We start from the raw sequence: 26,477 nt of genomic DNA on the forward strand, positions 1-26,477 counted from the left end.
AACGTTCCGCACAACGTCTCTATACTCGACTATCAATGCTCGCTAGGAACCAATTTTCTTTGCAATTTCTCAGCCAGAACATAAAACACTGGAACGATAAATAAACTCAAAAAAGTCGAAACAATCATCCCACCAACAACCGCAGTTCCTAAAGATACCCGACTAGCTGCACCAGCCCCCGATGCTAATACCAAAGGTAGCAAACCGAAAATAGTTGAAAAAGCGGTCATCAAAATCGGACGAAAGCGGACTTGTCCCGCTTGAATTGCGGCTTTAGTTGCTGACATTCCCTCATCGCGTCTTTGGTTAGCAAACTCAACAATTAAAATTGAATTTTTCGTAACTAAACCAATCAACATAATCAAGCCAATTTGACTGTAAACATTCAAATTTAAGCCACCTAATAATAAAGCACCAAAGGCTCCTAACAAAGATAGGGGAACCGCTAAAAGAATCACAATAGGATCGAGATAACTTTCAAATTGTGCCGCTAATACTAGGAAAATAAACGCTAAAGCTAAACCAAAGACAAATAAAATAGATTGACCTGCTTCTCTAAATTCTAACGACTGACCAGACAAGGTTGTCGAAATACTATCAGGTAAAGTTTCCTCAGCTAAATTTTCTAAAGCTGTGAGCGCATCTCCCAAACTATAACCAGGTGCGGGACTACCTTCAATTGTTGCCGAACGAGAGCGGCTAAAATGATTAATTTGCGGCGGTGTTGTCGTACGTTCAACTGTTACTATTGAACTCAAAGGAATAACATCACCGTTGCTAGCTCGAACATAAAATTCGCCGATACTATCAGGTTCGTTGCGATATCTATCTTCAGCTTGAACTACTACTTCAAAACGACGATTTCCGCGATTAAAATTAGTAATTTCTTGTCCGCCTAAAAGAATTTGTAAAGTACGAGCTACATCGCGAACAGAAACGCCTAAATTACCCGCTAAAGCCCGATTTACTTCCACAGTTAATTCAGGTTTATTTAACTGAAAATTGGAATTAACATTCACTAATTCTGGTAACTGTCGAGCTTGATTTGCTAATCTTCCTGAAGCTTCTGCTAATTCTGATAAATCGTTTCCTTGGAGGACAAATTGTACGGGTTGACTGAAACTAGCACCAGGTAGAGAAGAAGGATTAATTGGTAACACTAAAGCATCACTAATTTGTGAAAAACGACCGAATAAACTATTAACAATTGTTTGTTGAGACTCATTTTCTGCGGTACGTTCTGACCAAGGTTTTAACTTAACAAAAGCAATTCCTTCACTGACGGGATTGCCGCCACTACCACTAAAACCACCAATAGTAAAATAACTGTTTACTTCGGGAACTTCGCTATAAATTTCCTCAACTTGTTGCATTACTTCGTCGGTGTAGTTAATGCTAACTCCTTCTGGTCCTTGGACAATGGTAAATATTGAGCCGCGATCTTCCGTAGGTAGAAATTCTTGGGGAATTTGGTTGTATAAAAAATAGGTGATTACTAGAGAAGCTACAAATAAAACAATCGCTACAAATTTAAGCTTCATTAACTGTTTTAAAGACCATTGATAAATAGCATTTAAACGATTTAAACCCCATTCTAAACTATTAAAAAACCAACCACCTAGCTTACTATTTCGTCGCAATAATCGGGCTGATAAAGGCGGCGCGAGAGTGAGGGCGACAAAAGAAGAAAGTACCACTGCACCAGCGAGAGTAAGAGCAAATTCAGTAAATAATTTTCCCGTAGTACCGCCAGAAAATCCCACTGGTGCAAAGACAGCAATTAAAACAATTGTTGTGGCGATGACAGCAAAAACAACTTCGGCTACACCCACAGAAGCAGCGCGAAAAGGGGGGTAGTTTTCTTGTTCGATATAACGAACGATATTTTCGAGAACAACAATCGTATCGTCAACGACTAAACCTGTAGCTAAAGTAAGCGCAAATAAAGTCAATGTATTCACCGAAAAATCCAGAAAATACATAATCGCAAATGCGCCAGTCAAAGCAATCGGAATAGTAATTGCGGGAATAATTGTCGATCGCCAGTCGTGTAAAAAGAGGAAAATCACCAAAACGACGAGTGCGATCGCCAAAAACAACGACTTCCACACTTCCTCAATGGCGATCGCGACAAACTCGGAATCGTCGGAAGCTACTTGATATTGCATCCCCGCAGGAAAATTTTCTGACAATTCCTGCATTTTTTCTTTCACACCATTAGCAACTGCTAAAGTATTAGCATCGCTGAGTTTAACTACTCCTAAACCAACGGCAGCTTGACCTTTAAACCGGACAAAGCTACGATAATTTTCGGCTCCAATTTCTGCTCTACCTACGTCTTCTAAGCGAGTTTGGGAACCATCCGGATTGCTTCTAATTACTAAATCTTGATATTCTTCTGGTGCTTGTAATCTTCCCAAAGTTTGCACCGCATATTCGTTAAACTCTCCCTCAACAATACCGCTAGGAATCTGAACATTTTGGGAACGAAGCGCCTCTTCGACATCTAACACTGTTAAGTTTCTCGCTGCAAGTTGACGAGCATCGAGCCAAATTCGCATTGCATAACGACGTTCCCCACCAATAATTACACTACTAACACCAGAAACCGATTCCAAAGCATCGACAATTACGCGATCGGCGTAGTCACTTAATTGCAAAGTTGTTAAATTTTCGCCATACAAAGCAAACCAAATTATCGGTGAAGAAGAACCCGATTCTTTACTAACCACTGGCGCTTCGACATTATCTGGTAACTCTCCTCTAACTCGTCCAACCCTATCTCTCACGTCTTGTGCGGCGGTATCGAGGTCGCGATCTAGTTCAAATTGAACGGTTATTGTGCTGGTAGATTGACTGCTTTGCGAACTAAGAGTTTTAATGCCGTCAACGCCGTTAATTTCTGCTTCTAAGATTTCGGTTACTTCTGTTTCTACTACTTCTGGATTTGCCCCAGGATACACGCTGGTAACTGTAACTACTGGTGGATCGATACTCGGATATTCTTGTACGGGCAGTCGTGTATAAGCAACTATTCCCAACAGAACAATTAGTAGGGAGCAAACTGAAGCAAAGACAGGTCTTTTTATAAAGAAGTCAGTAAACATTTTTTCAGTGAGCAGTTATCAGTTAGCAGTTATTAGTTGTCAGTGAGCAGTTATCAGTTATTAGTTGTCAGTGAGCAATTCCTAGTCCCTAATCCCCAATCCCCAATCACCAATTAGCAGTTACCAGTTACCAGTTACCAATAGATATTGGAGACAAAAAGCAATTAGGGAATAAACTGTTCACTGGTCACTGTTCCCTGTTCACTGAACCCAATCCCCTCCTCACCAGTCCCTAATCTCCTCCTAAAGGCGAAATTGGCGCACCATCGAACAATTTTTGCATCCCAGAGATAACAATTTGAGTTCCTGGTTGGAGTCCTTCAGTAACTTCTGTAGTTGTTTCTCGTTCTAAACCGAGTTGAATTGGTTGTTTTTGAGCAATTAACTGTCCTTCTCGATCTACAGGAAGGTAAACAAACCTTTCTTCGCCTTCGTAAACAATAGCCGTTGTCGGGATTACGACTGCATTTGGACGTTCTTCCCAAATAATTCGCGATCGCACAAATTGTCCGTCTCGTAATTCTCCATTAGGGTTGGGAAAGGTAGCTTTCGCGGCGATCGCTTGTGACTCGGTATCTACTTGGGGCGCAATAAAACTAATTCTACCCGTACCCAGATAATTACCTCGAGAATCTTCAGCCTCAACTGTTAATCCTAAACGTAAGTCCGCAGTACGTTCGATGGGAATTGCCAGGCGTAAATCTAAATCTTGGTTGGCGGTAATACTGGTGAGATCGTCGCCACTTTGGAGATATTCGCCTTCTTTGACGGGAATGTCCCCAATTACGCCCGCAAACGGTGCCACAATCGTATTATCTTGCAATTGTTCCTGGAGCAGTTCAACATCTGCTTGACGTTGTTCTAAGGTAGCTTGGGCTTGATTAAATCTTGCTTGAGCGGCGGCAATACGTTGGTTGGTAGCATTAAGAGCAGCCCTAGCCGCTTCTAAATCTCTGGTTACGCGATCTAGTTCTTGTCTTGCTAAGGCTCCTTGTCCCACTAAACCAGAAATTCGCCGATATTGCTCTTGTTGAAGATTAACATCGGCTTGGGCGCTACTGCGTTCGGCGATTAAAGCTTGTAATTCAGCCCTAGCGGTTTCTTGAGCAGCTTGAGCAGCGTTAACGCTGGATCTCGCTCTTTCTATCTCTGTTTGGGTTTGTTCCGCCGAAATTCTCGCGATCGCGCTTCCGGCTGCTACTTGTTGTCCTTCGCGAACGTAAATTTCCTCGATTCTTCCTTCGGTTTCGCTTTCAATACTTGAGGTTCTCTCAGCTTCGAGATTCCCCACAAATTCGGAAGTTTCTTCTACTGTGGTCGTTTCCGCTACGCCTAACTCCACAGGTGTACCCCTAGGTTGGCTTTGCTCGGTGGTCGTTTCCGAACTAGAATTATATTCTTGCCACCACCACCAACCACCAAATCCAAGTCCACCCAAAAGCGCGATCGCTCCCCAAATTTTCCACCAATTACGGCTTTTTTGGCGATGTTTGACTAAAGTTTTCAGTTCTTCCTCTTGCTCTAAAGAACTATCTTTGTCTACCTCCGGCTGCTTTTCTGGTGCTTCAATTGTTTTTTTACTTGACTGAGGACTCATTCTCTCTACTTAGCTTTTACTTACGCGAGATGCAAACGAGATAAGTTAATTTCTCATCCTGAAAATAGGCAGTGCAGCTACTTGTTACCTGAATATTTACAATTATTCATCTTTTGGCAGGTATTTTACATCCTTCCAAAGGTTCATTGACTCACGCGTCAGGTTAGGCGCAAAAAAAGCGTCAAATGGCACTAGACGCGAGACAAGTTTCTTGCCCAAATGAAGCCCAAAGTCTCTTGGTAGGCGGCAAATACGTCTCCATTTTCGGGAGCCAAGCAGAAAAATGAGAAGATATTCAAATAACTGTGCTTGACAAGAGAAGAGTTTTGTACTTGAGGTTGGTGCTAGAGGTTGCTGGGACAAACCCTTAATTCAAGTTGTGCCAAAAGGAAGTATTATAGGATACTGAAAAGTTGAGGATTACTCAGAATGTAGTGCAGTTGGTAACTATGAGTATTAGTCTAAAACCGGAACACGAACAATTTATTAAGTCTCAGGCGGCGAGAAAGTAATAATTTGGAGATATCTGATGTCAACAGCAATCTATCTTAATACCGCTAGATTGGGACTTATGTTACCTAGGGTACAGAGATTATACGGTGATTTTCTCAAGTTTACAGGTGACGAAGTCAGCTCACTCTATTTTGATAAATTTATCTATTTTGGATTTGAATCTTTACCAAATAAAATACAAAAAATATATCCATTTTTGTCAGACTGGAAAGGAATTTCAAATTTCAAAAAATCTTTAAAAAGTATACTATCAGTCCCTTTATATGCAACTACAGATGCAAAAATATTATTAGCTAATCGTTCCTGTCAATTAATGAAACTAGGAGCAAACCTTCTCTTTCTTAAATCCCCAAAAGTCTTAACAACCGATTTAGAATGGCCTCAATATAAAGCAATTCTGAAACAACAAAAAGAATTTCTAGGAGGCAAAATAAAAACAGTTGACCTCCGTTCATTTATTTTAGAAGATAATTGTACTCGGGAGGATCTAATTTCAAGAGTTATTTCTGCTTATGACAAATATGATTGTGACGGCTTATTCATTAGTCATATTACCTTTGAAGGATTTCGACTTCCAGTTGAAGACATAGTAAAAATTATTACTAGTCAAAAGAAAAAACCATCATTTGTTGTTGTTGATGGCTCGCAATCTTTTTCTCATAGCCCATTAAATATTTTAGAATATAGTGATTTTTACATAACAGGTTGTCATAAATGGCTGAGAGCGTGGCATCCAATGGGATTAGCTTTTTGTTCTCAATCCAATTCGGTAGAATTTATAACAACTATTTATCGTCAGATGCTGGAAAAGGGCAAATTAGATGACCCTCTTTTAAATTTTACAAACCAACTTGAATTAGGATCTAATTCTGCATTTACAGAAACTGTAAACTTGAATTCATTATTTTCAGCAGCAGCAGCAGTAGCAAATATCCTTGAGGGTAATCAATCAATGGAACAAAAATTTAAGAAATTAGTTGAGCAAGTAGAAAAGCTAGAAGCTGTTTCAATAAATTATCACTGGACACCTTTAGTTAAAAACGATTCCCTCAAATCAGGAATTGGTTTAATCAAAAGCACGAAACCATCAATTAGAGCTTTGACGCCAAAACAACTTCGAGCTAGTTTTCAGTCACATGGGATTGATTTAACAGCTTATGGAAAAGGTATTATTCGCATCTCGGCACCTATTAAAGAATTAGATATAAATGATTATAAACTGTTTCATAAAGCTTTAGATTTTTGTCATTCATAAGCAGAAATATGTTAAATAGAAAAATTGGTTTAGAATTTGAATTTCCAGCAATTAATCTAAGTGATGGTAAAATGATCGACCGCTCCCAAATCAAAAAAGTTTGGGACGAATTAGGAAAAAACTTTGATTATCAAACTTATTACGATCCTGCAACTAAGCAGCCTGTAGGAGTTTTATACAAAGATGAAGATGGCAGGATCGTGATTGTCGATACTGACGTCAGTGTTGGTTTAGTTGAGTTTGGCTTTAATCCCTTTTACACTTTACATGATTGTTATGAAAATATGGTAAAAATACTCAAAAACTTTTTACCATATTTTCATAATAATGGTATTGGGTTACTATCTACTACTTTTCATCCCAAAACTCCCAATTTTTATCCCGATCTCAAAACTGAAAAAGTCTGGTATAGAGTGTTACTTAAACATCTAAATCATTATCTGGGATCTAATTACGCAGCTCATCAGGTTTGTATCGATGTAAGCTATGAAGAACTTATGCCATTGACTAACTCTCTTCTAGCTCTTTCTAGTATATTTATTGCTTTGTTTGCTAATAGTTCAGTCGGTGAAAACAAAATTTTTCAAAATCATGATGAAAGAGAATATCGTTGGGATTTTTGGCCTAGCAATCATCCGAACCGCCTGCAATTACCAAGTCGCAAATTTGCCAGTTTCACAGAATATTTAAAGTATAATTTTGAGGTTCCTTTCGTCGCTGTAAAGCGACCAAATAGTTTCTGTATTGTTGAAGATGAAGTTAGTAATTTTGAGTATTTAGTCAAAGATAATTGGAAGGCTTTTGATGTGATCGACACTGAATACAAATTTCTTGAACCTACAATTAATGATGTTAATGAAATGAATCAGTATATTTTCCTGAAAACCAGGATAAAATACTTTTTTAAAAAGCAATCTTCATTATCAGATTTATTAAAAAACTATAAGGAGAATACATTTGACGATTTTGCTAAGGTAAATCTTGAAAAATTGTATTTAGAAAATAGAAGTATAGATGCTCAAAATTGGGATGAAATTATGGCTCCTTCTGCATTTATCCTCGGTCTAATTGAAAACCTGCCTCAGACAAAAAAAGTCGTCGATAGTCAACCTTGGGAATATTGGTTGGAACTGAGAAAAAGAACGATAAAAAGTAGTCTAAAAGTAGAAGAAGCTGTTTTAATTAGTCAAGAATTATTAGAAATTTCTAAGCAAGGATTGGTAAAAAGAAATATGGGAGAAGAAGTATATCTAGATTCCATTGCTAGGAACTTAAAAGACCAAAAATCTCCAGCAATGAAAGCTATTGAAGAATATCAAGATCGCGGCATCGATGGATATATAAAAAATAGACTAATTAACTTATAAATCGATTATTGGGACTTATAACAGCGATCGGACGCTGTTTACTGTTTACTGCTAGCTGGTATAAGTCACGCTACCTTCAAAACTTTCACCTCTAGTCTCTAAAAAAGAACGAGCCAGAAAAAAGCTACAAATAGATTTAGCATCAATAGCTTCCCCTACTAAAATAGCTTCTAAAAACTCTTGAGGAGATAGTAAAACCACCTCAATATCTTCATCATCATCTAAATTTAAAGGCTGCTGTAGCTTTTCTAAATCTTGAGCAAGAAAAGAGTAAATATATTCATCAGAATAACCTGGAGCGAGAGGAAATTTACCCAAGGAGATCCACTTCTTAGCACGATAGCCCGTTTCCTCTTCAATTTCCCGTTGAATCGTTTCTGCGGGATCTTCATTAACTTCAACAGTACCAGCCGGAAATTCCAAAAGTCGTCCTTTTAATGCAAAGCGATACTGACGCACTAAAACCAGTTTACCCTCTGGTGTAACAGGCACAGCCAAAGCACCGCCAGGGTGACGAATACATTCCCAGTCACCCTCAGCCCCATTCGGTAAGCGCAAACGATGGACATCAAAACTAAACTTCCGACCTTGGTAGAATAAGCGTTGTTGAATAATTTCTGGAGGTTCTTGACCGAGTACCATAGTAAGTTATAAACGACGGACACCAGAACAGTCTACCGCTTCTGTGAGTTCAGCGATCGCGCAATTTGTTACTGGATCGATCCAATCGGGAGCAATTTCTGCTAAAGGTACTAACACGAAACCTCTTTCTCTCATCCGTGGGTGAGGAATTTGCAACTCTGGTGTTTCCAGAATCAAATCTTCGTATAAGATCAGATCGAGGTCGAGCGATCGCGCCCCCCAACGTTCCCGACGCACTCTACCAAAATTTTTTTCCACTTTCAGTAACACCTGTAACAATTCTTGGGGACTTAGCTGCACCTCGAGCAACACACAGCCATTAATATAATCTGGTTGTGGCGGTCCCACTGGTGCAGTTTGATACCAACTGGAAACTGATTTTAAAGCAATACCAGGAGTTTGCGCCAACATCTCCACAGCTTCTCTGACAATTGTACGAGACTCACCTAAATTACTACCCAGCGCCACAGCAACTTTTTTCCCCTCTTTTATCATTCCATTCCTCACGACAGATGTATTTTGCAACTAACTTAAGTTATCAGAAAGTTGTCCATGATGAATAATACCAATTCTCAAAAAATATAGCGGTTTTTTTTGAGAAATAAAATTACAACGAACTAATAACAAATAAAAACACAATGGAACTCGATCGAACCCTTGGCGTTTGGCTAGCAGGACATAGAGATTACGTTTATTCCTTAGCCATAACCAGCGATGGAAACACTTTAGTTAGCGGCAGTGCCGACAAAACTATTCACATTTGGAACTTAAATAATGGCGAACAAAAAGCTATTTTAACAGGTCACTCAGACTGGATTCATGCTGTCGCTATTACTCCAAACGACGAAACAATTGTCAGTGGTAGTTTCGACAAAACAATTAAACTCTGGAACCTCAAAACAGGCGCAGAAATTCGGACAATAACCGGACATCAAGACCGAATTTATTCCTTAGCAATTACTCCCGATGGCAAGAAAATTTATAGCGGTAGCCAAGATACAACTATTAAAGTCTGGAACCTCGAAACAGGCGCAGAAATTCAGACTATTACTAGCCCTTCCGACTGGGTTTACTCAGTAGCAATTAGTCCTGATGGCAAAACTTTAGCAAGTGGCTGTGCCGATGGTAAAATTTATCTAATCGATTCAGGAGCGATCGCTGGTCATCGCGGTGCAGTCACTTCTGTCACCATTACTCCAGATAATCAAAGATTGATTAGTAGTAGTATTGACGAAACAATAAAAATTTGGAACTTAAAAACAGGTCAAGAAATAAAGACAATCAAGGCGCATTCTGATGGCGTAACTTCTATTGCAATTAGTCATGACGGGCAAAAAATAATTAGTGGCGGAAACGACAACTCAGTTAAAATTTGGTCGGCAATCACAGGTCAAGAAATTCACAGCTTTACTGGTCATTGGGATGCCGTTTTATCCGTAGCAATTAGCCCCGATGGAAAGACTATTGTTAGTGGTAGTCGCAACGATGTCATTAAAGTTTGGTTGATGGAATAAACCTAAGTTCGATATAATTCAATATATAGCAGAGAACGAATTAGTTAGGACATCCTCATTTTCGGAAAACCTTGCTAGCATAGGCTCTCATCACTGTTTACTGTTCACTGTTTACTGTTTACTGCTATAAAAGGTGAGGGGGAAAACTAAGCGAGAGCGAGCTTAGATCGACTAATCAATGATGCTTATTGAGAAGGGGAAAACCCAAAAAAATTAGATTAAATGAGTTGAATTACGCTCTTCTTAGAACTGAAAAAAAATTGGATTGCTGTGACGAAAAGTGTTTGGCGATCGCCAAAGACAGGAATAGCAAGTCAAGCAAAGCCGTTTAGACTGGACAATCATAAGCGACATCACCTACTGACTATTCTTCTATTCTTGCCAATACTGAGGCTGATTCAGCACTCTTGAACATTGAACCTTTCCTTGAATGCGCTCAATCACTCCTGCCAATAATCCTTGAACCATCCAGGCATTTGTATGTTCTGCCGGAATCGGATAGGGAGCCTCAAAGCCTAGGTTTCCTGCTGGTACAAAACCAAACCGTGGATAGTACCCTGGATGCCCTAGGACAAACACGAGTTCGACTCCCGATTCTCTTAACTGTTTCAAACCTTCATGAATCAATTTTTTGCCAATGCCTCGCTTTTGTAGCCTAGGGATAACTGCCAAAGGTGCAAGAATCCGACTAGACACAGACTCTACCGTGGTCTGGACACCAGTTGCCACAATTGTTGTTTTACTGAAGAGAATGTGTCCAAACAATTCTCCATTTTCTTCCGCCACTAAAGATAGTAATGGTGCTGCTGTTCGATCGTCGAATAATTTAGTTACCAATTCAGCAATTTCTCGACCTTCTGCTTCACCGAATGCTTGGAAATGGATTTGAGTAATTGTCGGTATATCTATCTGTGTTGATTGTCTAATTTCCAAAGTCTCTAACCTCTGTAGCGGAGCCAAATCAAAAAGTATATTATACTTCTTCCCGGCCCACGAAGGCGAGCTACTCTGGAGAAGTCTATGTTCGTGTAGCTGCCCGTTTACGGGTTCGGCAGAAAATCAATCTAAACTACTTACTTAATTCCTTGTCTCACCGGAATTTTAATCCAAAACTCCGTACCTTTACCTAGCTGAGAAACACATTCTAATGAACCACTATGTTTTTCCACTACAATTTGATAACTAATAGACAAACCTAAACCAGTTCCTTTCCCCACGGGTTTAGTGGTAAAAAATGGATTAAATAATCGCTCTTTAACTGCTTTTGTCATTCCCGGACCATTATCCGCAATTAAAATTACTACTTTTTGAGAATCAACTAACTCAGTTTTAATCGTTATCTGACTGGGATTTGCATTTATCTCTTCCTGAGAACGTTGACTATTGTAATCGTCTAAAGCATCGATAGCATTAGTTAAAATATTCAAAAAAACTTGATTTAACTGACCAGCATAACATTCAACAACTGGTAATTGACTATAATCTTTGATTACTTTTATTTCCGGGTGACTGGGCTTAGATTTGAGACGACTTTGAAGAATCAATAAACTATTATCAAGTCCTTCGTGAATATTAACTTCTTTCATTTCAGCTTCGTCAAGGCGAGAAAAATTACGCAATGATAGTACAATTTTGCGAATACGATTGGTTCCAACTTTAATCGAGTCAATAATTTTGAGAAAATCTTCAACTAAAAATTCTAAGTCAATTTCTTCTATTAAATTGGCAATCTCTGGATGTGGATTAGGATAATATTTTTGATAAAGTTTGACAAGTTTTAGTAAATCATTGGTGTAGTTTTCTGTATGAGTAAGATTGCCATAAATAAAGTTAACTGGATTATTTATTTCGTGAGCTACACCCGCAACCAGTTGACCTAAACTAGACATTTTTTCTGCTTGGATTAACTGGTTTTGTGCTTGACGAAAGTTTTGCAAAGCGTTTTCTGCTTGCTCTTTTGCTTGTAATAATTCCTCTTCTGCTTGTTTGCGATCGCTGATATCTGTAGAAATTCCACAAATAGCATAAACATTTCCGCTTGTATCATAAAAAGGAAATTTACTAGAGATATAAGTCTGGAAAGTATCATTAACTTTAACAGTTTCTTCCCATTGCATAGGAATCCCTGTTTTGATAACTATCCGATCGTTTTCTCGTAATTTATTAGCAACTTCTTCTGGATGAATATCATAGTCATTTTTGCCTTTTATTTTCTCGTTAATTAGGTCAAATAAATGCTCAAATTGGCGATTTATGAGTAAATAACGTCCCTCGATATCTTTAATATAAATTACTTCCGGAGAGTTGTCGAGGATAGCTTGTAGTCGCTCTTCACTTTCTCTTAATGCTTTTTCTGCTTCTTGTTGTTCGGTAATATCAATTCCGGTGCTAATAATATATTCAATAGTTCCTTCTTCATTAAGAAGTACCGTATCTGACCAAGCAATTAAACGTTGTTTACCATCCTTAGTTAACCAATAACTTTCATATTTTTTCGGAAAACTACTAACTTGTAAATCCCCCGATAAAAATTTTTCCGCTTCCACTGTTTCGGAAGACAAAAATAATTGCCAAAAGCATTTACCTTGAACTTCTTGAAAATTATATTTGGTTGTTTTTTCGCAAGCTTTATTGAAGCGAATAATCCGTCCTTGAGAATCTAAAACTACTACTAAAGCCCCGGCTATTTCTAACGTTGCTGCTGCAAAATTACGTTCTATTTCTACTTTATGAAATAGTTCCTGTACCTGCGCTGTCATTTGATTAAAGGTTGTTGCTAGAACACTCAATTCATAGGGACTGGTAATGTTGACTTGAGTATCAAAATTTCCTTCACTAATTTGCGTAGCCGCAGATGTAAAAAATTTGAAAGGTGAAACAATCCGTTGGGAGAGAATAAATCCCGCCGCGATCGCTGCTATAATTACAGCAATTAGGGCTTCTACCGTTCTCTTCACCATACTGTGAATAGGAGCATAAGCTTCGGTGAGAGGTAGTTCAACAACTAAATTCCAACCTAAACTAGGAATTGGTGCTGTTGCTCCTAATACTTTGACATCTTTTAATCCTCTATAAACATGAGGTTTTTGATAAGATTTATTAGATTTAAGATATCCTAATAAAGGATTTTGGGAAAGGTTTTGCCTTTGAAAATTATTTTGCGTGCTTCCTTTTTCAGCAATTAAAAAATTTTTTTCATCAACCACATAAACGTGACCTGTTTTACCTACTTCTGTTTGCGAGACAACAAACCAGAGAAAGCTAAGATTAATTTTAGCAAATAATACGCCATCGACTCGATCTTCGAGATTGCGGATTGGCACTGCTAGGGTTATCATTGGTATACCAGTTGTGGGATTAATTTCCACTGGACTGATATATTCTTCTTGCTGTTTGAAGGTACGCGTAAATAAAGAAGAATCAGCAAGATTTTTGTATTTTACCTGTTCGGAGGGGGAAACTGCGACTACTGGATTACCTTTGCTATCTAAAATGCTTACGAATTCATAAGCATCGTTGTGACGAATTAATCCTTCTAGTAAACTTTGCTGAATTTGTGGAGAATAGTTAGTTATTCCTCTAACTCTAGCTAGATAACTTAGTCTACCATGCAAGTCATCCAAATAATTGTTAATCTGGCTAGCAGTAATTTGGGAAAGCTCTTTTTGCAACTTTCGTGACTGTTGAAAATGATAGTTAAAGCTGAGATAAAGAAGTATTCCTCCGGTTGACAAAACACTTAAAATGCCCATAATAATAAGACTAAAACCTAGCTGATTGGCAATAGAAAAGAACCTATTCCAAAAGGTTATTTTCCTATTTCTAGAGTCAGCTAAAAGACGACTAGAGTCTCGATTTTTCATCAACTTTCACTAAATTAATACTTACTATTTTGATTTATTTGCTTCCCGAATTTCGTTTTTTTATAATATTTTTACTAGCTCAAATATTAGAGAATTGTTTTTTTTAGCTTAGGGAAGCTAAGTTTATTTTTAGGTTACAGAACAAGTATGAAAAACTCGTGAAAGAGCATTTTGGGTATTCGAGTGATTTGAGCGATCGCCAATCTCCTCCTGTAAATTAGGGATACTACCATCAGTATGCTTCACTTTAAGATATACAAGCAAGGTGAAAATCTATGTAAATTCTTGCAAGCAATTATGGATAAATCTCAATTTCTCCAGTAATAACTCGGTTGCGAGCAGTGTTAAAAGCTGCTTCTTCTTCTGGGGTTAGCATTCCCCGAAAGGGAGCAAAATCATAAATCTTCTCTTTGAGACCAAATTTATACAGTTTCCCTTCCCAGCGCCCTTGCTGCATTAAAGTCGCGGCATTTAAAATTAACTGAGGTATATCTTGCAAAACACTGGTTAAAATGCGATCGGGTGCTAGTTCGTACTGATCTTTTGTCCAACCGATAACATATATTCCCTCTTTTTTGGTTACTGTTTTGATTGCAGCTACACCTGCTTCATCTGCATTGAAGGCGAAAATATCAACTCCCGCAGCTAGCAAATCAAGTGCAACTTTGGTTGCTTTTTCTTCATCAGTCCAAGTTCCTAAAAATTTAGTAAAAACTTCAATTGATTGGTTAGTTGCTTCTGCTCCGCGTTTAAATAATGTTGCTTCTTCTTGATAAACTGGATAATTTTCTCCTACTACATAAGCTACTTTATTACTTTTGGTTTTCATCGCTGCTAACAACCCAGTTAAATAGCCGACTTCTCCAGAGCGAAAACCTACAGCGCCTAAGTTATGATTGTTTCCTGGATAGGTTGTTATCAAAGCAAATTTTGTCCGCGGAAATTCCTGAGCTACAATCTCAGCAGAATTAATGTAACCACCACTATGACCGATAATAAAGTCATATCCTTCTCGAGCATATTTTCGCATTACTTCTTCACTGTCAACATTAGATACATACTCTTGATAGGCAATTTGAGCCTGATAGTTTTTTTCAATCGCTCTCAATCCTTCGTAACCAGCTTGACTCCAACTTTCGTCTTCTTTCGAGCCGCTTAAAAGCATTGCTACTTGGAAGTTGCTGGGAGTTTCCACCTTTGAAGAAGTTTCGGTATCGGAGGGCGATCGCTGGCAACTTACAACCAATAATAATGTTAAAATTGCCAGGAAAAAGCTAATTAAAAAATTTTGATGGCGCATACGAGTTGGCTACTCTTCTCAGGTAAAATTAATTAAAATTTTAATTAGACGAAGCAAAATATACTCAGAGTGATTTTACTCTAATATAGGAAACTGAAGTTAGGGAACAGCTATTTACAATTAGAAATATGTCTCAACTGCCAATTTATCTTGATTGTCATGCCACAACACCCCTAGACGAACGGGTTTTGTTAGCAATGCTACCCTATTTTACAAAACACTTTGGCAACCCTTCCAGCATTACTCATGCTTATGGCTGGGAAGCGGAAGCGGCGGTGAAGCAAGCCAGAGAAATTTTGGCAGATGCGATTAATTGTACGCCAGAAGAAATTGTTTTTACGAGCGGTGCGACAGAGGCAAATAATTTAGCAATTAAAGGCGTTGCTGAAGCTTATTTCAACACGGGTCGGCATATTATTACTGTCCAAACTGAACATCGAGCAGTTTTAGATCCTTGTGCTTATTTAGAAACTCTAGGTTTTGAAGTAACATACTTGACAGTAGAAAAGGATGGTTTGCTCAACTTAAATTTGCTAGAGCAAGCAATTCGCCCGGATACGATTTTAGTGTCAGTAATGGCAGCTAATAATGAAATTGGCGTGTTGCAACCAATCGCCGAAATTGGCGCAATTTGTCGGGAACATCAAGTATTGTTTCATACCGATGCCGCACAAGCGATCGCGAAAATTCCTTTGGATGTAGAGGATATGAAGATTGATTTAATGTCCTTGACAGCACATAAAGTTTATGGTCCAAAAGGTATTGGCGCTCTTTATGTTCGTCGTCGTCAGCCGAGAGTGCGTCTCGCTGCTCAAATTCAAGGTGGCGGACAAGAGCGAGGCAGGCGATCGGGTACGCTATATGTACCGCAAATTGTCGGTTTGGCTAAGGCGGTAGAATTAGGCTTAGAGGAAATAGACTCGGAGTCAAAACGCCAAGTTCACTTACGCACCAAATTATGGCAGCGAATTAGTCAACTAGAAGGAATTTACCTTAACGGTCATCCAACTAAACGTTTATCTGGTAATCTAAATATTAGCGTCGAGGGTGTAGATGGTTCGGCACTGTTGTTAGGTTTACAACCAGTAACAGCAGTTTCTTCGGGTTCAGCTTGTTCGTCAACATCAACTGCTCCGTCTCACGTTCTCACAGCACTCGGACATCCAGAGTCTCTGGCTTATGCTTCAGTGAGATTCGGCATTGGGAGATTTAATACCGAAGCGGAGATAAATCGAGTAGCACAACAAGCGATCGCTACGATCAAATCTCTCCGACAAGCTCAAAGCTTGACCTCGTCCAGTGTAACTAGCAAACTTTAATTGCACAAAGTTAGCGCGAGTCGGAAACAACTTGTCCGCAAGCCGAGAATAGCGCGCGACAAGGGATTTTAGCTAGGGTCTAGGCGGTTCATTACAGAAGGGTAGTATAATTATTGTCAGTGGTATGAGCTAATCTCCACTCCTTCCACCCAAAAATCCACCTCGACCACCGAAGATCGGAGAGTTTACCAAAGAAAACTTGGGTCTAAAGTCGGTGTCCTTCTAGGGCGGCTTTGGTCTTACAATGAAGAAAGCTGATACACCACTCAAGGCTCACCCTATGGTCGGAACCTTCTGCGTAAGGGTCAGCACCCCAAGTATTTTTCCAGGTATGTTAGTAGGGTCGGGCAGACCCGAAAAATGCTCGCTGAGGGTAAAGAATCCGGGGATTGTAATTAGCAAGCTAATCATAATCTAGGTTCTCCCGTTGAAGCGAGAATTCTCTCGCCTAAAGGCAGAGGAGTGTCAACTTGGCACAAATGTAGAGACTGCCTGCTGTAGTCTCTTTCAGACAGTGGATAGCTTTTATAGATTAACAGCACTTGGGGATAAGTGCAGTAACAACCTGTGTTTTCATCGCTCCGGGTTTGGCGACTCGCTAAAACAGTTTTTTTCACAAGCAAAGTCAAAAGGCAAAATGCAACAGATGCCTAAATTTGCAATTAAGTTTTGAGGAAATTGAATGCCGAAACAAATTATTATCGCAGAGCAACATCATATAGCTGCTGTTTTTTGGGAAGATCAAATCCAAGAACTTGTCGTCGCTACTGGTAATCAACAAGTCAGCGATATTTATCTCGGTATTGTCGAAAATGTCATACCTGGGATAGATGCCGCTTTTGTGAACATTGGTGATGCAGAGCGAAATGGCTTTATTCACGTTACAGATTTAGGTCCTTTGCGCTTAAAACGTTCTGCTGATACGATTACAGAACTATTAACACCGCAGCAAAAAGTATTAGTACAGGTAATGAAAGAGCCAACGGGCAACAAAGGTCCGAGGCTGACAGGTAATATTACTTTACCAGGACGTTATTTGGTACTAATGCCTTATAACAAAGGAGTAAACTTATCGCGCCGGATCAAAGATGAAGACGAACGCTCTCGATTGCGAGCATTAGCAATTTTAATCAAACCCGCCGGGATGGGGTTACTGGTGCGAACAGAAGCCGAGGGTAAAGCAGAAGAAGCGATCGTTGAAGATTTAGAATTTCTGCAAAAACAGTGGGAGTCAATCCAAGAGCAAGCTAATTACACCAGACCTCCAGCGTTGCTCAACCGAGACGATGACTTTATTCAGCGCGTGTTGCGAGATATCTATACAGCCGATGTAAATCGGATCGTCGTAGACTCTCACACCGGATTAAAGCGAGTCAAGCAACAGTTATTCAACTGGAGTGGCGGTCGTCCACCAGAAGGCGTTTTAATCGACCACCATCGCGATCGCTTATCAATTTTAGAATACTTCCGCGTCAATGCCGCAATTCGAGAAGCTCTCAAACCAAGAGTAGATTTACCTTCTGGTGGCTATATCATTATCGAGCCAACAGAAGCATTAACCGTTATCGACGTTAACTCGGGTTCCTTTACCCGCTCCGCCACCTCACGAGAAACAGTTTTATGGACAAATTGCGAAGCCGCAACAGAAATTGCTCGTCAGCTTCGCCTGCGTAACATCGGCGGCGTGATTGTCGTTGATTTTATTGACATGGACTCACGTCGCGACCAACTCAAACTCCTCGAACACTTTAACAAAACATTAAAAGCGGACAAAGCTAGACCCCAGATAGCTCAACTATCCGAACTTGGTTTAGTCGAACTAACTCGTAAACGTCAAGGAAAAAACATTTACGAGTTATTTGGGAAAAACTGCCCCACCTGTGAAGGATTAGGGCATTTAGTTCACCTTCCAGGAGAGCCAATAATCGCACCAGTCGCCGAAAGTCCGATTCCAGCGAACACCAGCACAATGACTTTAAAGCCCTCAGAAAATCGCTCCCAGGAAATTGAGGCACTATTCGATCTGGATGTAGAAGAAGATGAACCAGAAATCGATCTGCTCCATCATCCCAGCTATCAAGAGCAACTCGGAGGTACTAACACTCGTCGTCGTCGTCGCCGTCGCGTCAACGAAACGAATGTAGAAATCGAACGACCTAATACTCGCAATCTTAGTAGCAACGGAAATGGCTCAGAATTAGATTTCTCGCCAGAACCAGAGCGAGAAAAATTTCCTCCCAGCCGGATTTCACGACGAGATGATTTAAGGTCAGAGAAAGAAAAGATTACTGTCGAAATGTCTCCTCTCGAACAAGACGTATATGCTTTAATGGGCGTTTCCCCACTGCTGCGCTTAGATCGAGAAATCAAAGATCCCAGGTCATATATCATCGACGTAAAAACCGCAGGAAAATCAACACCCTCAGAAGTAGAGGTAATGGAGGAAGAATCTGCTGAGACAGTAATTCCAGCCACAAATACCGATGTCTCAGAATCGGTTGCCACCTCTGAAGAGGATTCAGAACGCAGTCGTCCTGTAGTCCGTCGCCGTCGCCGTCGCTCTTCGGCAAAATAAGCCAAAATATTTCCTCATTAATTCAATGCTCGATCGGGTTTCAACTCTAGGATTAGATTGCTCTAAACCATCTAAATTATTCGGCACTCCAGGACTGATTGCTGGTGTTGATGAAGTGGGACGGGGTGCTTTATTTGGTCCAGTCGTAGCAGCAGCGATAACGATTCCCTCAACAAGTTGGGAACAATTGGCGAAAATAGGGGTGAGAGATAGCAAACAGTTGTCAGCAAAACGGCGATCGGAACTTGCCCAAGAGATGCAGAGGCTATCTTTGAGTTGGAGTATTGCTTGGGCGAGTAGAAAAGAAATAGATCGATTAAATATTTTTCAGGCATCTTTGCTAGCGATGAAGCGGGCTGTAATTAAGCTCAAGCCGCAACCAGCAATCTGTTTGGTTGACGGTAAGCACCAACTTCCTTCTTTAGGTGTGCCGCAGAAAAATTTGGTTAAAGGAGACGAGCGATCGCCGATTATTGCGGCAGCTTCAATTATTGCTAAGGTCTGGCGAGACGAGTTGATTTTGCGTTTTGCCCAAAAGTATCCGGATTATGGATTGGCTACCAATAAAGGCTATGGAACAAAACAGCATTGCTTGGCTTTACAGCAATATGGTCCGACATCTCAGCATCGGATGTCTTTTAGTCCTTGCCAGGTTTCGCGTTAACTTTTTGTGGGGAACTGAAGACAGAAATTGGTTGTCAAGGAGGGCACTATAGCAGTGAACAGTGAATAGTAAACAGTGAACAGGGATCGGAGCCTAGCAAGGTTTTCCGCAAATGAGGATGTCTTGAGCTATCTCGTTCTCTGCTCTAGCATCGAATTGTCAGATTGGCTCTCACCACTAACTGCTGATTCAGTCTAGTGGTGGTATTAGTCAACCAGTAGGGTTTTTTGCGGTTGAAAGAGTCTTAGCTGGAGCGATTTTTGTCTCTTCTTGAATGTTGTTATTCGCCCAGAGGTGGTAGTCTTCGATAAGCTGAGAAACTAACCTTTGTTTAATTCTTAACAGCACGCTCTTGAGTAGTCCGTTACCTGTAGTTTCTAAAATCGGTCTGGGTGTTAGCCAAAGTGGAGGTGGTAACTCGACTTTTACTTCTAAGTCTGCTTTACCTTGAAGATAGGTCTTGCCATTGTGTTCTTGAGGAAACAATCGTCCTTGAACTTTCAAAAAAAAGCGATCGTTGATATATTCTACGCCGCGAATTTCGCAGTCTTCGGATTGTAAATATACTGTGCCGTCGGGGGCTGACCAAACTTTCAGCACTACAGTTGGTTGAAAATGGTATATATCCAAAAAGTTTAAGGGGCGCATTTTTAAGCGAAAATAAGATTCGGAAAGCTGATCCATCAGTTTCTGATTAGCGATCGCCCGCACTAACCGTTGTGGTTGGCGTAAATAGTGTCGAATTGGTACTGACTGTTCTTCGACCGCTATTTTTACGGACTCTGAGGCTGTAAAGCGAATATTCATCAAAGGTAAAACTCTTACTGCTGTTTTTTTAATTTTAGTTTGCAATTCTTCACGTTTAGCACAGACAATCTGCTCTTTTTTCGGGAAGATAATCTTAGATCGTAAACTAATATGTATCTGTCTTCACTTTTGATCGTAAAAGTTTACACAATCTCGGTGCTTCTTTCTCAGGCAATAGAGAACTCAGAGGTTACTTGAGAAAAAGAAGGATAAAATTAACTCCACAAGCTGATGACTAGCGATCGAGGAATTTGAAATTAAGATTTTTTTGCTTAATAGTAGGTAATTATGGCGATTTCAATTGCATACTTAGGACCGAGTGGTACTTATACCGAGGCAGCCGCCTTAGCCTATAGAAATTGGCTCAAAACCGAAACCGAACAAGAAGGTTTGTTATGTCCTTATCCGAGTATTGCTCAAACTTTGCGCTCTGTGACTGCTCGACAGGCAGATGTAGCAGTAGTACCTGTAGAAAATTCGATTCAAGGAAATGTGGCAAGTACCTTGGATACAGTTTGGGAGTTAGATCGACTGCAAATTCAGCACGCCCTGGTTCTCCCGGTGGAACACGCACTTTTATCTCGCGCCAAGTCACTTGCGGATTTAGAAACTGTTTATTCCCATCCTCAAGCTTTGGGACAGTGTCAGAAATGGTTAGAACGCTTAGGAGCTAAGGTTCAGTTAATTCCTACTAATTCTACGACTGAGGCGTTACGGTATTTAGATAAAGAACCAACTGCTGCGGCGATCGCGTCTATCCGAGCCTCTCAGCTATACAATTTGCCGATTCTCGCCTCGAATATTAATGATTATCCAGACAATTGTACTCGTTTTTGGGTTTTGGGGCTATCAAGCTCCAGCAATGGTAGTCATATTTCTTTAGCTTTTAGCGTCCCAGCTAACGTACCAGGAGCGTTGGTCAAACCACTCTCAGTATTTGCTGAAAGAGAAATTAACCTCACGCGGATTGAGTCTCGTCCCACTAAGCGATCGCTCGGAGAATATCTTTTTTTTATTGACTTAGAAGGCAATGCTGAAGAACCCTCTACTCAAGCCGCTTTAAAGGAATTAACCACTTACACAGAGGTGCTAAAAATTTTTGGTAATTATGATATTCTACCGATGCGTCTTAGTAAATCTTAATCTAAAGCATCTTTAAGAGCCGTGCGAGCGGCTAGATGATTGAGAGTTGAAGAGAGAATTTCCGCTTCTCTTTGCAAGCGCTCTGCCGTATCCTGCATTTCTAAAAGACTTTGTTGCTCTGAGGCTACTCGATACAGATTGCTAGCAACCCAGTAGGATAACTCTACGGGTAAAGTCGGAAGGTCTTCTCGAAGATCGATTTGGCGATCGCTTAACTTGGCTGATAGATGTACTACATTCCGTAATAATTGTTCGACCTCTGTTGCTAGTGGTTGGAGATCTTCGTTAGGAGGTCGATCTTCAATCCACTGTACCAAACCAACTCGATAAGGTTTTTCACGAACATATTCGAGAACGCGAAAGCGTTGCTGTCCTAGAGTCAACATTTTCATCCGGTCATCTGGCAAACGCTGACAGTGAACTATCTCCGCACAACAGCCGACTTTAGCTATTTGACCTTGAATCGGGTCAAACATCAAGACACCAAAACGGCGATCGCTCTCCAGAATCGTGTTCATCATAATTCTGTAACGAAACTCGAAAATGTGCAGGGGCAGAGGGCGACCTGGAAACAAGACTACGTCTGGTAGGGGAAATAAAGGAAGTTCTCTCACCGCAATTGATGAAGAAGGTGCCATTAGATACTGGTCTCAAGACTAACGATTTCTTTCACTTTAACTAATTTAACTAATTTCTCAGGTAATTTTCAGAGCAAAAACCCTTTAGATTAATTCTAAAGGGCTCAAATAGCACTCTTTTACAGTTTTACTTCGATATCCACACCTGCGGGTAAGTCTAGTTTCATCAAGGCATCAATTGTTTTTGAAGAAGGTTGGTAAATATCGATGAGCCGACGGTGGGTACGAGTTTCAAAATGTTCTCTGGAATCTTTATCTACGTGGGGCGATCGCAGTACACAATAAATTTTCCGTTTAGTGGGCAAGGGAATCGGTCCGATTGCCGTTGCGTTCGTTCTATTAGCTGTATCGACTATTTTCTCACAGGAAGTATCTAGTAAGCGTCGGTCAAATGCTTTGAGACGAATGCGAATTTTTTGTTGCTGAATTGTTGCCATTTTTAGTTGTCCAGGTTCAAAGCCAATTTTCTATTATAGCAGTTTAATTTTGCCAATAAAAAGCTATTTTTCGCTTGACAAATTTACTTAAATGTGATAAATGAATCGAGTCAAAAGCGAGCAAGAAGGCAGCCTGTGCCTTCTGCTCGAATTCAGGGAAGGATCGGATCTACTTGAGGATCTTCGATACTACTCCCGCACCAATAGTGCGACCGCCTTCACGGATAGCAAAACGCATTCCTTGCTCGATCGCGATCGGGTTAATCAACTCCACATTCATTTTGATGCGATCGCCAGGCATAACCATTTCTGCTGGGCTACCATCATCAGCAGTAAAAGCTGTAATTGTTCCCGTCACATCAGTAGTCCGAACATAGAATTGAGGGCGATAGTTAGGAAAGAAAGGAGTATGACGACCACCTTCTTCTTTTTTCAGCACATAAACCTCAGCTTCAAACTCAGTATGAGGAGTAATCGAACCAGGTTTAGCAATCACCATACCGCGTTCAATCTGATCTTTTTGGATACCGCGAAGCAATACGCCAACGTTATCGCCAGCCATTCCTTCATCCAAAGTTTTTTGGAACATCTCCACACCAGTAACGGTAGTGCTTTTAGTATCCTTAATTCCTACTAACTCAACCGTTTCGCCAACCTTAACCTTACCACGTTCAATCCGTCCGGTAGCCACAGTTCCCCGCCCAGTAATCGAGAACACGTCTTCTACTGCCATCAAGAAAGGTTTATCCACATCTCGTTCCGGCGTAGGAATATACTCATCGACGTTATCCATCAACTCGTAGATTTTATCTACCCATTCATTATCACCTTTCTTAATATTCGGATCTTTCGTTAAAGCTTCTAAAGCCAACAAAGCCGAACCTGCAACTACAGGAATATCATCACCTGGAAAATCGTAGCTACTCAGCAATTCGCGAACTTCTAGTTCTACTAATTCGAGTAATTCTTCGTCATCAACTTGGTCTTGTTTGTTCAAAAAGACAACGAGACTCGGAACACCTACCTGTTTTGCCAGCAAGATATGTTCGCGGGTTTGGGGCATCGGACCATCTGCTGCCGAAACCACAAGAATTCCTCCGTCCATCTGCGCTGCCCCAGTGATCATATTTTTTACATAGTCAGCGTGTCCAGGACAATCCACATGAGCATAGTGCCGATTATCTGTTTGATATTCCACGTGAGCAGTATTAATCGTGATCCCACGTGCTTTTTCTTCCGGTGCCGCATCGATATCTTCGTATTTCTTTGCGGTTGCCTTGCCAGAAGCCGCCAACGTCAGCGTAATCGCTGCTGTTAAAGTGGTTTTCCCGTGGTCTACGTGACCGATAGTGCCGATATTAACGTGAGGTTTATTCCTTTCAAACTTTGCGCGTGCCATAACCGATTAGTGAATTTTTGATTGAGTACGATTCAATTTGGGAATTGAAAATTAGCGACTGTTCAGTAACTTGAGCCTTTTAATTTTAAATGGTTGGTTGACCAAAAAACAGCATTAACTTTTAGCTTTTCCTAGTCAACCCCATTTCCCTTCTCAAGTTTTTAATCTTCAGCCACCTTTAGTTTTAGCGATAATCGCTTCAGCCAATTGACGAGGAACTTCATCGTAGTGGCTAAACTCCATAGAGAAGATACCACGACCTTGAGTTTTCGAGCGGATATCAGTAGCATAACCAAACATTTCTGCCAAGGGAACAGTGCTAGATACTTTCGCCAGACCATCTTCAGAGTTCATTCCCTCAATTTGACCTCGACGAGAATTTAGGTCGCCAATCACATCTCCGAGAAAATCTTCCGGTACTTCTACCTCGACTTTCATTGTTGGCTCTAATAATACTGGATTCGCTTTGTGAACAGCATTCTTAATGCCTATCGATCCAGCTATTTTGAAAGCCATTTCCGAAGAGTCTACTTCATGATAAGAACCATCGACCAAAGTCACCTTGAGGTCAATTACGGGATATCCTGCCAAAATACCCGATTCACAAGCTTCTTTAATCCCTTGCTCTACAGAAGGAATATACTCTTTGGGGATTGAACCACCAACAATTTTGGAGACAAACTCTAAGCCTGCACCAGATTCTGCGGGTTCCACTTCCAGAACTACGTGACCGTATTGACCTTTACCACCACTTTGACGAATATGCTTACCTTCTGCGTTAGTAGCTTTACGAATAGTTTCGCGATAAGCTACTTGCGGTTGACCCACATTTGCCTCTACTTTAAACTCCCGCAACATTCTGTCTACGAGAATTTCTAAGTGTAATTCGCCCATTCCGGCAATCACCGTTTGATTAGTTTCTGGGTCGAGGCTAACGCGGAAGGTCGGGTCTTCATCTGATAGCGCTTGGAGTGCTTTGGAGAGCTTCTCCATATCGTTCTTGGTTTTCGGTTCTACTGCTACCGAGATCACTGGCTCTGGAATATAAAGAGATTCCAAAATAATTGGATTATCTTGATCGCAGAGGGTGTCTCCGGTAGTAGTCTGCTTCAGCCCGACAGCAGCACCTAAGTCTCCTGCGCGTAACTCGTCTACTTCAATCCGCTCGTTAGATTTCAGCACGATGAGGCGCGAAACCCTTTCTTTTTGTTGAGTAGTGGAGTTATAGACGTAACTACCTTTTGCCAATACTCCGGAGTATACCCTCATGAACGTTAAACGTCCGTAGGGATCGGAAGCAATCTTAAAGGCAAGAGCAGAGAATGGTTCATCATCGCTCGCCTTGCGTACTGCTTCTGTATCATCTGGCAACTTACCTTTAATCGGTGGAACCTCAATCGGAGCAGGTAGATAATCTACAACTGCATCTAATAAAAGCTGTACACCTTTGTTTTTGAAAGCTGAACCGCACAACAAGGGAACGATCGCGCCTTCGTTAGTTCCTTTACGCAAAGCCAAGCGAACTTCTTCTTCAGTAAATTCTTCTTCCAGAGCGTATTTTTCTAGCAGTGCTTCATCGGTTTCGGCGATCGCCTCAAGCAACTTACCTCGATACTCTTGAGCAACTTCTTGAACTTCTGCGGGAATTTCTGTGTCTTCGATTTCTGTTCCCAGGTCGTTGGTGTACATTTTGGCGCGCATTCGTACCAAGTCAACAATGCCTCGAAACTCGCTTTCGCTGCCAATGGGAATTTGGATGGGAACTGCGTTTGCTCTTAAACGGTCTTTGATTTGTTCGTAGACTTTAAAGAAGTTTGCCCCAGTTCTATCCATCTTATTGACAAAGGCAATCCGAGGCACTTGGTATCGGTCTGCCTGTCTCCAGACAGTTTCTGATTGGGGCTGAACACCTCCGACTGAGCAGAATACAGCAATTACACCATCCAAAACCCGCATCGAGCGTTCCACTTCAATCGTGAAGTCTACGTGACCTGGAGTATCAATAATGTTGATCTTATGGTCGCGCCAGCTTGTGGTAATAGCAGCAGCGGTGATGGTAATCCCTCGCTCTCTCTCCTGTTCCATCCAGTCCATGATCGCTGTACCTTCATGAACTTCGCCCAATTTGTGAGCGATACCAGAATAAAACAGAATACGTTCAGTCGTTGTTGTCTTGCCCGCATCTATATGAGCTGCAATTCCGATGTTGCGAACTCTCTCTAGCGGGATATTACGTGCCACGGTTACCTCCTTTGTCAAGCAGGAAAAGATTTTTTTTCGTTGCTTTATATTTACACTATTTACAATTCTATACTTTTTTTTAACTTTTCAGGGTGA

At 40.7% G+C, this 26,477-nt stretch carries 19 protein-coding genes; 7 read left to right on the forward strand and 12 right to left on the reverse strand.

Translation table 11 applies throughout. The features are described 5' to 3' along the window. Positions 1–32 precede the first annotated feature (32 nt). The gene (locus G3T18_RS01655; RefSeq protein ID WP_224408775.1) at positions 33–3,107 is read right to left on the reverse strand and encodes an efflux RND transporter permease subunit; all 3,075 of its coding nucleotides are present in this window, start codon (positions 3,105–3,107) and stop codon (positions 33–35) included. 232 nt (positions 3,108–3,339) lie between these two features. Continuing rightward, positions 3,340–4,704 (reverse strand): efflux RND transporter periplasmic adaptor subunit, encoded by a 1,365-nt coding sequence (locus G3T18_RS01660; RefSeq protein ID WP_224408776.1) that lies wholly within the window; start codon positions 4,702–4,704, stop codon positions 3,340–3,342. 529 nt (positions 4,705–5,233) lie between these two features. Between G3T18_RS01660 and G3T18_RS01665 the strand changes: the two genes are divergently transcribed. Next, a complete protein-coding gene (locus G3T18_RS01665; RefSeq protein ID WP_224408777.1) occupies positions 5,234–6,472 on the forward strand; it encodes an aminotransferase class V-fold PLP-dependent enzyme in 1,239 nt (412 codons plus the stop codon). 8 nt (positions 6,473–6,480) lie between these two features. Continuing rightward, a complete protein-coding gene (locus G3T18_RS01670) occupies positions 6,481–7,839 on the forward strand; it encodes a glutamate-cysteine ligase family protein (protein WP_224408778.1) in 1,359 nt (452 codons plus the stop codon). Between the two features lie 51 nt (positions 7,840–7,890). On the opposite strand, the gene G3T18_RS01675 is transcribed toward G3T18_RS01670, so the two are convergent. After that, positions 7,891–8,481, reverse strand: a complete 591-nt coding sequence (locus G3T18_RS01675; RefSeq protein WP_224408779.1) for an NUDIX hydrolase — start codon at positions 8,479–8,481, stop codon at positions 7,891–7,893. A gap of 6 nt (positions 8,482–8,487) precedes the next feature. Beyond that, positions 8,488–8,976 carry a 2-amino-4-hydroxy-6-hydroxymethyldihydropteridine diphosphokinase gene (folK, locus tag G3T18_RS01680; protein ID WP_224408780.1) on the reverse strand — a complete coding sequence of 163 codons (489 nt, stop codon included), beginning with the start codon at positions 8,974–8,976 and terminating at the stop codon, positions 8,488–8,490. Positions 8,977–9,119: 143 nt separating this feature from the next. On the opposite strand from folK, the gene G3T18_RS01685 reads away from it, so the two are divergent. Continuing rightward, positions 9,120–9,995 carry a WD40 repeat domain-containing protein gene (locus tag G3T18_RS01685; protein ID WP_224408781.1) on the forward strand — a complete coding sequence of 292 codons (876 nt, stop codon included), beginning with the start codon at positions 9,120–9,122 and terminating at the stop codon, positions 9,993–9,995. 372 nt (positions 9,996–10,367) lie between these two features. Here G3T18_RS01685 and G3T18_RS01690 read toward each other — a convergent pair whose 3' ends face one another. The 3 genes from G3T18_RS01690 to G3T18_RS01700 form a co-directional block, all read right to left on the reverse strand. Beyond that, complete coding sequence (locus G3T18_RS01690) at positions 10,368–10,928, reverse strand: GNAT family N-acetyltransferase (RefSeq protein ID WP_224408782.1); 561 nt, start codon at positions 10,926–10,928, stop codon at positions 10,368–10,370. 140 nt (positions 10,929–11,068) lie between these two features. Then, positions 11,069–13,747 (reverse strand): cache domain-containing protein, encoded by a 2,679-nt coding sequence (locus G3T18_RS01695; protein ID WP_224408783.1) that lies wholly within the window; start codon positions 13,745–13,747, stop codon positions 11,069–11,071. Positions 13,748–14,153: 406 nt separating this feature from the next. Continuing rightward, entirely contained in the window at positions 14,154–15,158 is a 1,005-nt protein-coding gene (locus G3T18_RS01700; protein WP_224408784.1) for a BMP family protein, read from the reverse strand. Between the two features lie 128 nt (positions 15,159–15,286). Between G3T18_RS01700 and G3T18_RS01705 the strand changes: the two genes are divergently transcribed. From G3T18_RS01705 to G3T18_RS01715, 3 genes are all read left to right on the forward strand, one after another. Continuing rightward, positions 15,287–16,477, forward strand: coding sequence for a cysteine desulfurase family protein (locus G3T18_RS01705; protein ID WP_224408785.1), 1,191 nt, complete (start codon positions 15,287–15,289; stop codon positions 16,475–16,477). A gap of 682 nt (positions 16,478–17,159) precedes the next feature. Next, positions 17,160–19,052 carry an Rne/Rng family ribonuclease gene (locus tag G3T18_RS01710; RefSeq protein ID WP_224408786.1) on the forward strand — a complete coding sequence of 631 codons (1,893 nt, stop codon included), beginning with the start codon at positions 17,160–17,162 and terminating at the stop codon, positions 19,050–19,052. Positions 19,053–19,077: 25 nt separating this feature from the next. Continuing rightward, positions 19,078–19,716 carry a ribonuclease HII gene (locus G3T18_RS01715; RefSeq protein ID WP_224408787.1) on the forward strand — a complete coding sequence of 213 codons (639 nt, stop codon included), beginning with the start codon at positions 19,078–19,080 and terminating at the stop codon, positions 19,714–19,716. A gap of 210 nt (positions 19,717–19,926) precedes the next feature. Here the strand turns inward: G3T18_RS01715 and G3T18_RS01720 are convergent, their stop codons facing one another. After that, a complete protein-coding gene (locus tag G3T18_RS01720) occupies positions 19,927–20,568 on the reverse strand; it encodes a DUF1997 domain-containing protein (RefSeq protein WP_397333900.1) in 642 nt (213 codons plus the stop codon). 243 nt (positions 20,569–20,811) lie between these two features. Here G3T18_RS01720 and pheA point away from each other — a divergent pair, with 243 nt between their 5' ends. Further along, positions 20,812–21,666, forward strand: a complete 855-nt coding sequence (gene pheA / locus G3T18_RS01725) for a prephenate dehydratase (RefSeq protein ID WP_224408788.1) — start codon at positions 20,812–20,814, stop codon at positions 21,664–21,666. Here pheA and G3T18_RS01730 read toward each other — a convergent pair. The 4 genes from G3T18_RS01730 to fusA all read right to left on the reverse strand — a co-directional run bounded on the left by G3T18_RS01730 (position 21,663) and on the right by fusA (position 26,381). Next, positions 21,663–22,304 (reverse strand): LON peptidase substrate-binding domain-containing protein, encoded by a 642-nt coding sequence (locus G3T18_RS01730; RefSeq protein ID WP_224408789.1) that lies wholly within the window; start codon positions 22,302–22,304, stop codon positions 21,663–21,665. The genes pheA and G3T18_RS01730 overlap by 4 nt on opposite strands. 119 nt (positions 22,305–22,423) lie before the next feature. Further along, entirely contained in the window at positions 22,424–22,741 is a 318-nt protein-coding gene (gene rpsJ, locus G3T18_RS01735) for a 30S ribosomal protein S10 (RefSeq protein WP_224408790.1), read from the reverse strand. A 169-nt stretch (positions 22,742–22,910) separates the two neighbouring features. Beyond that, positions 22,911–24,140 carry an elongation factor Tu gene (gene tuf, locus G3T18_RS01740; protein WP_224408791.1) on the reverse strand — a complete coding sequence of 410 codons (1,230 nt, stop codon included), beginning with the start codon at positions 24,138–24,140 and terminating at the stop codon, positions 22,911–22,913. Between the two features lie 168 nt (positions 24,141–24,308). Continuing rightward, positions 24,309–26,381 carry an elongation factor G gene (gene fusA / locus G3T18_RS01745; protein ID WP_224408792.1) on the reverse strand — a complete coding sequence of 691 codons (2,073 nt, stop codon included), beginning with the start codon at positions 26,379–26,381 and terminating at the stop codon, positions 24,309–24,311. Between the last annotated feature and the right edge of the window lie 96 nt (positions 26,382–26,477).

Origin of the sequence: Oscillatoria salina IIICB1, from assembly GCF_020144665.1 — a bacterium.
Taxonomy (GTDB): Bacteria; Cyanobacteriota; Cyanobacteriia; order Cyanobacteriales; family SIO1D9; genus IIICB1.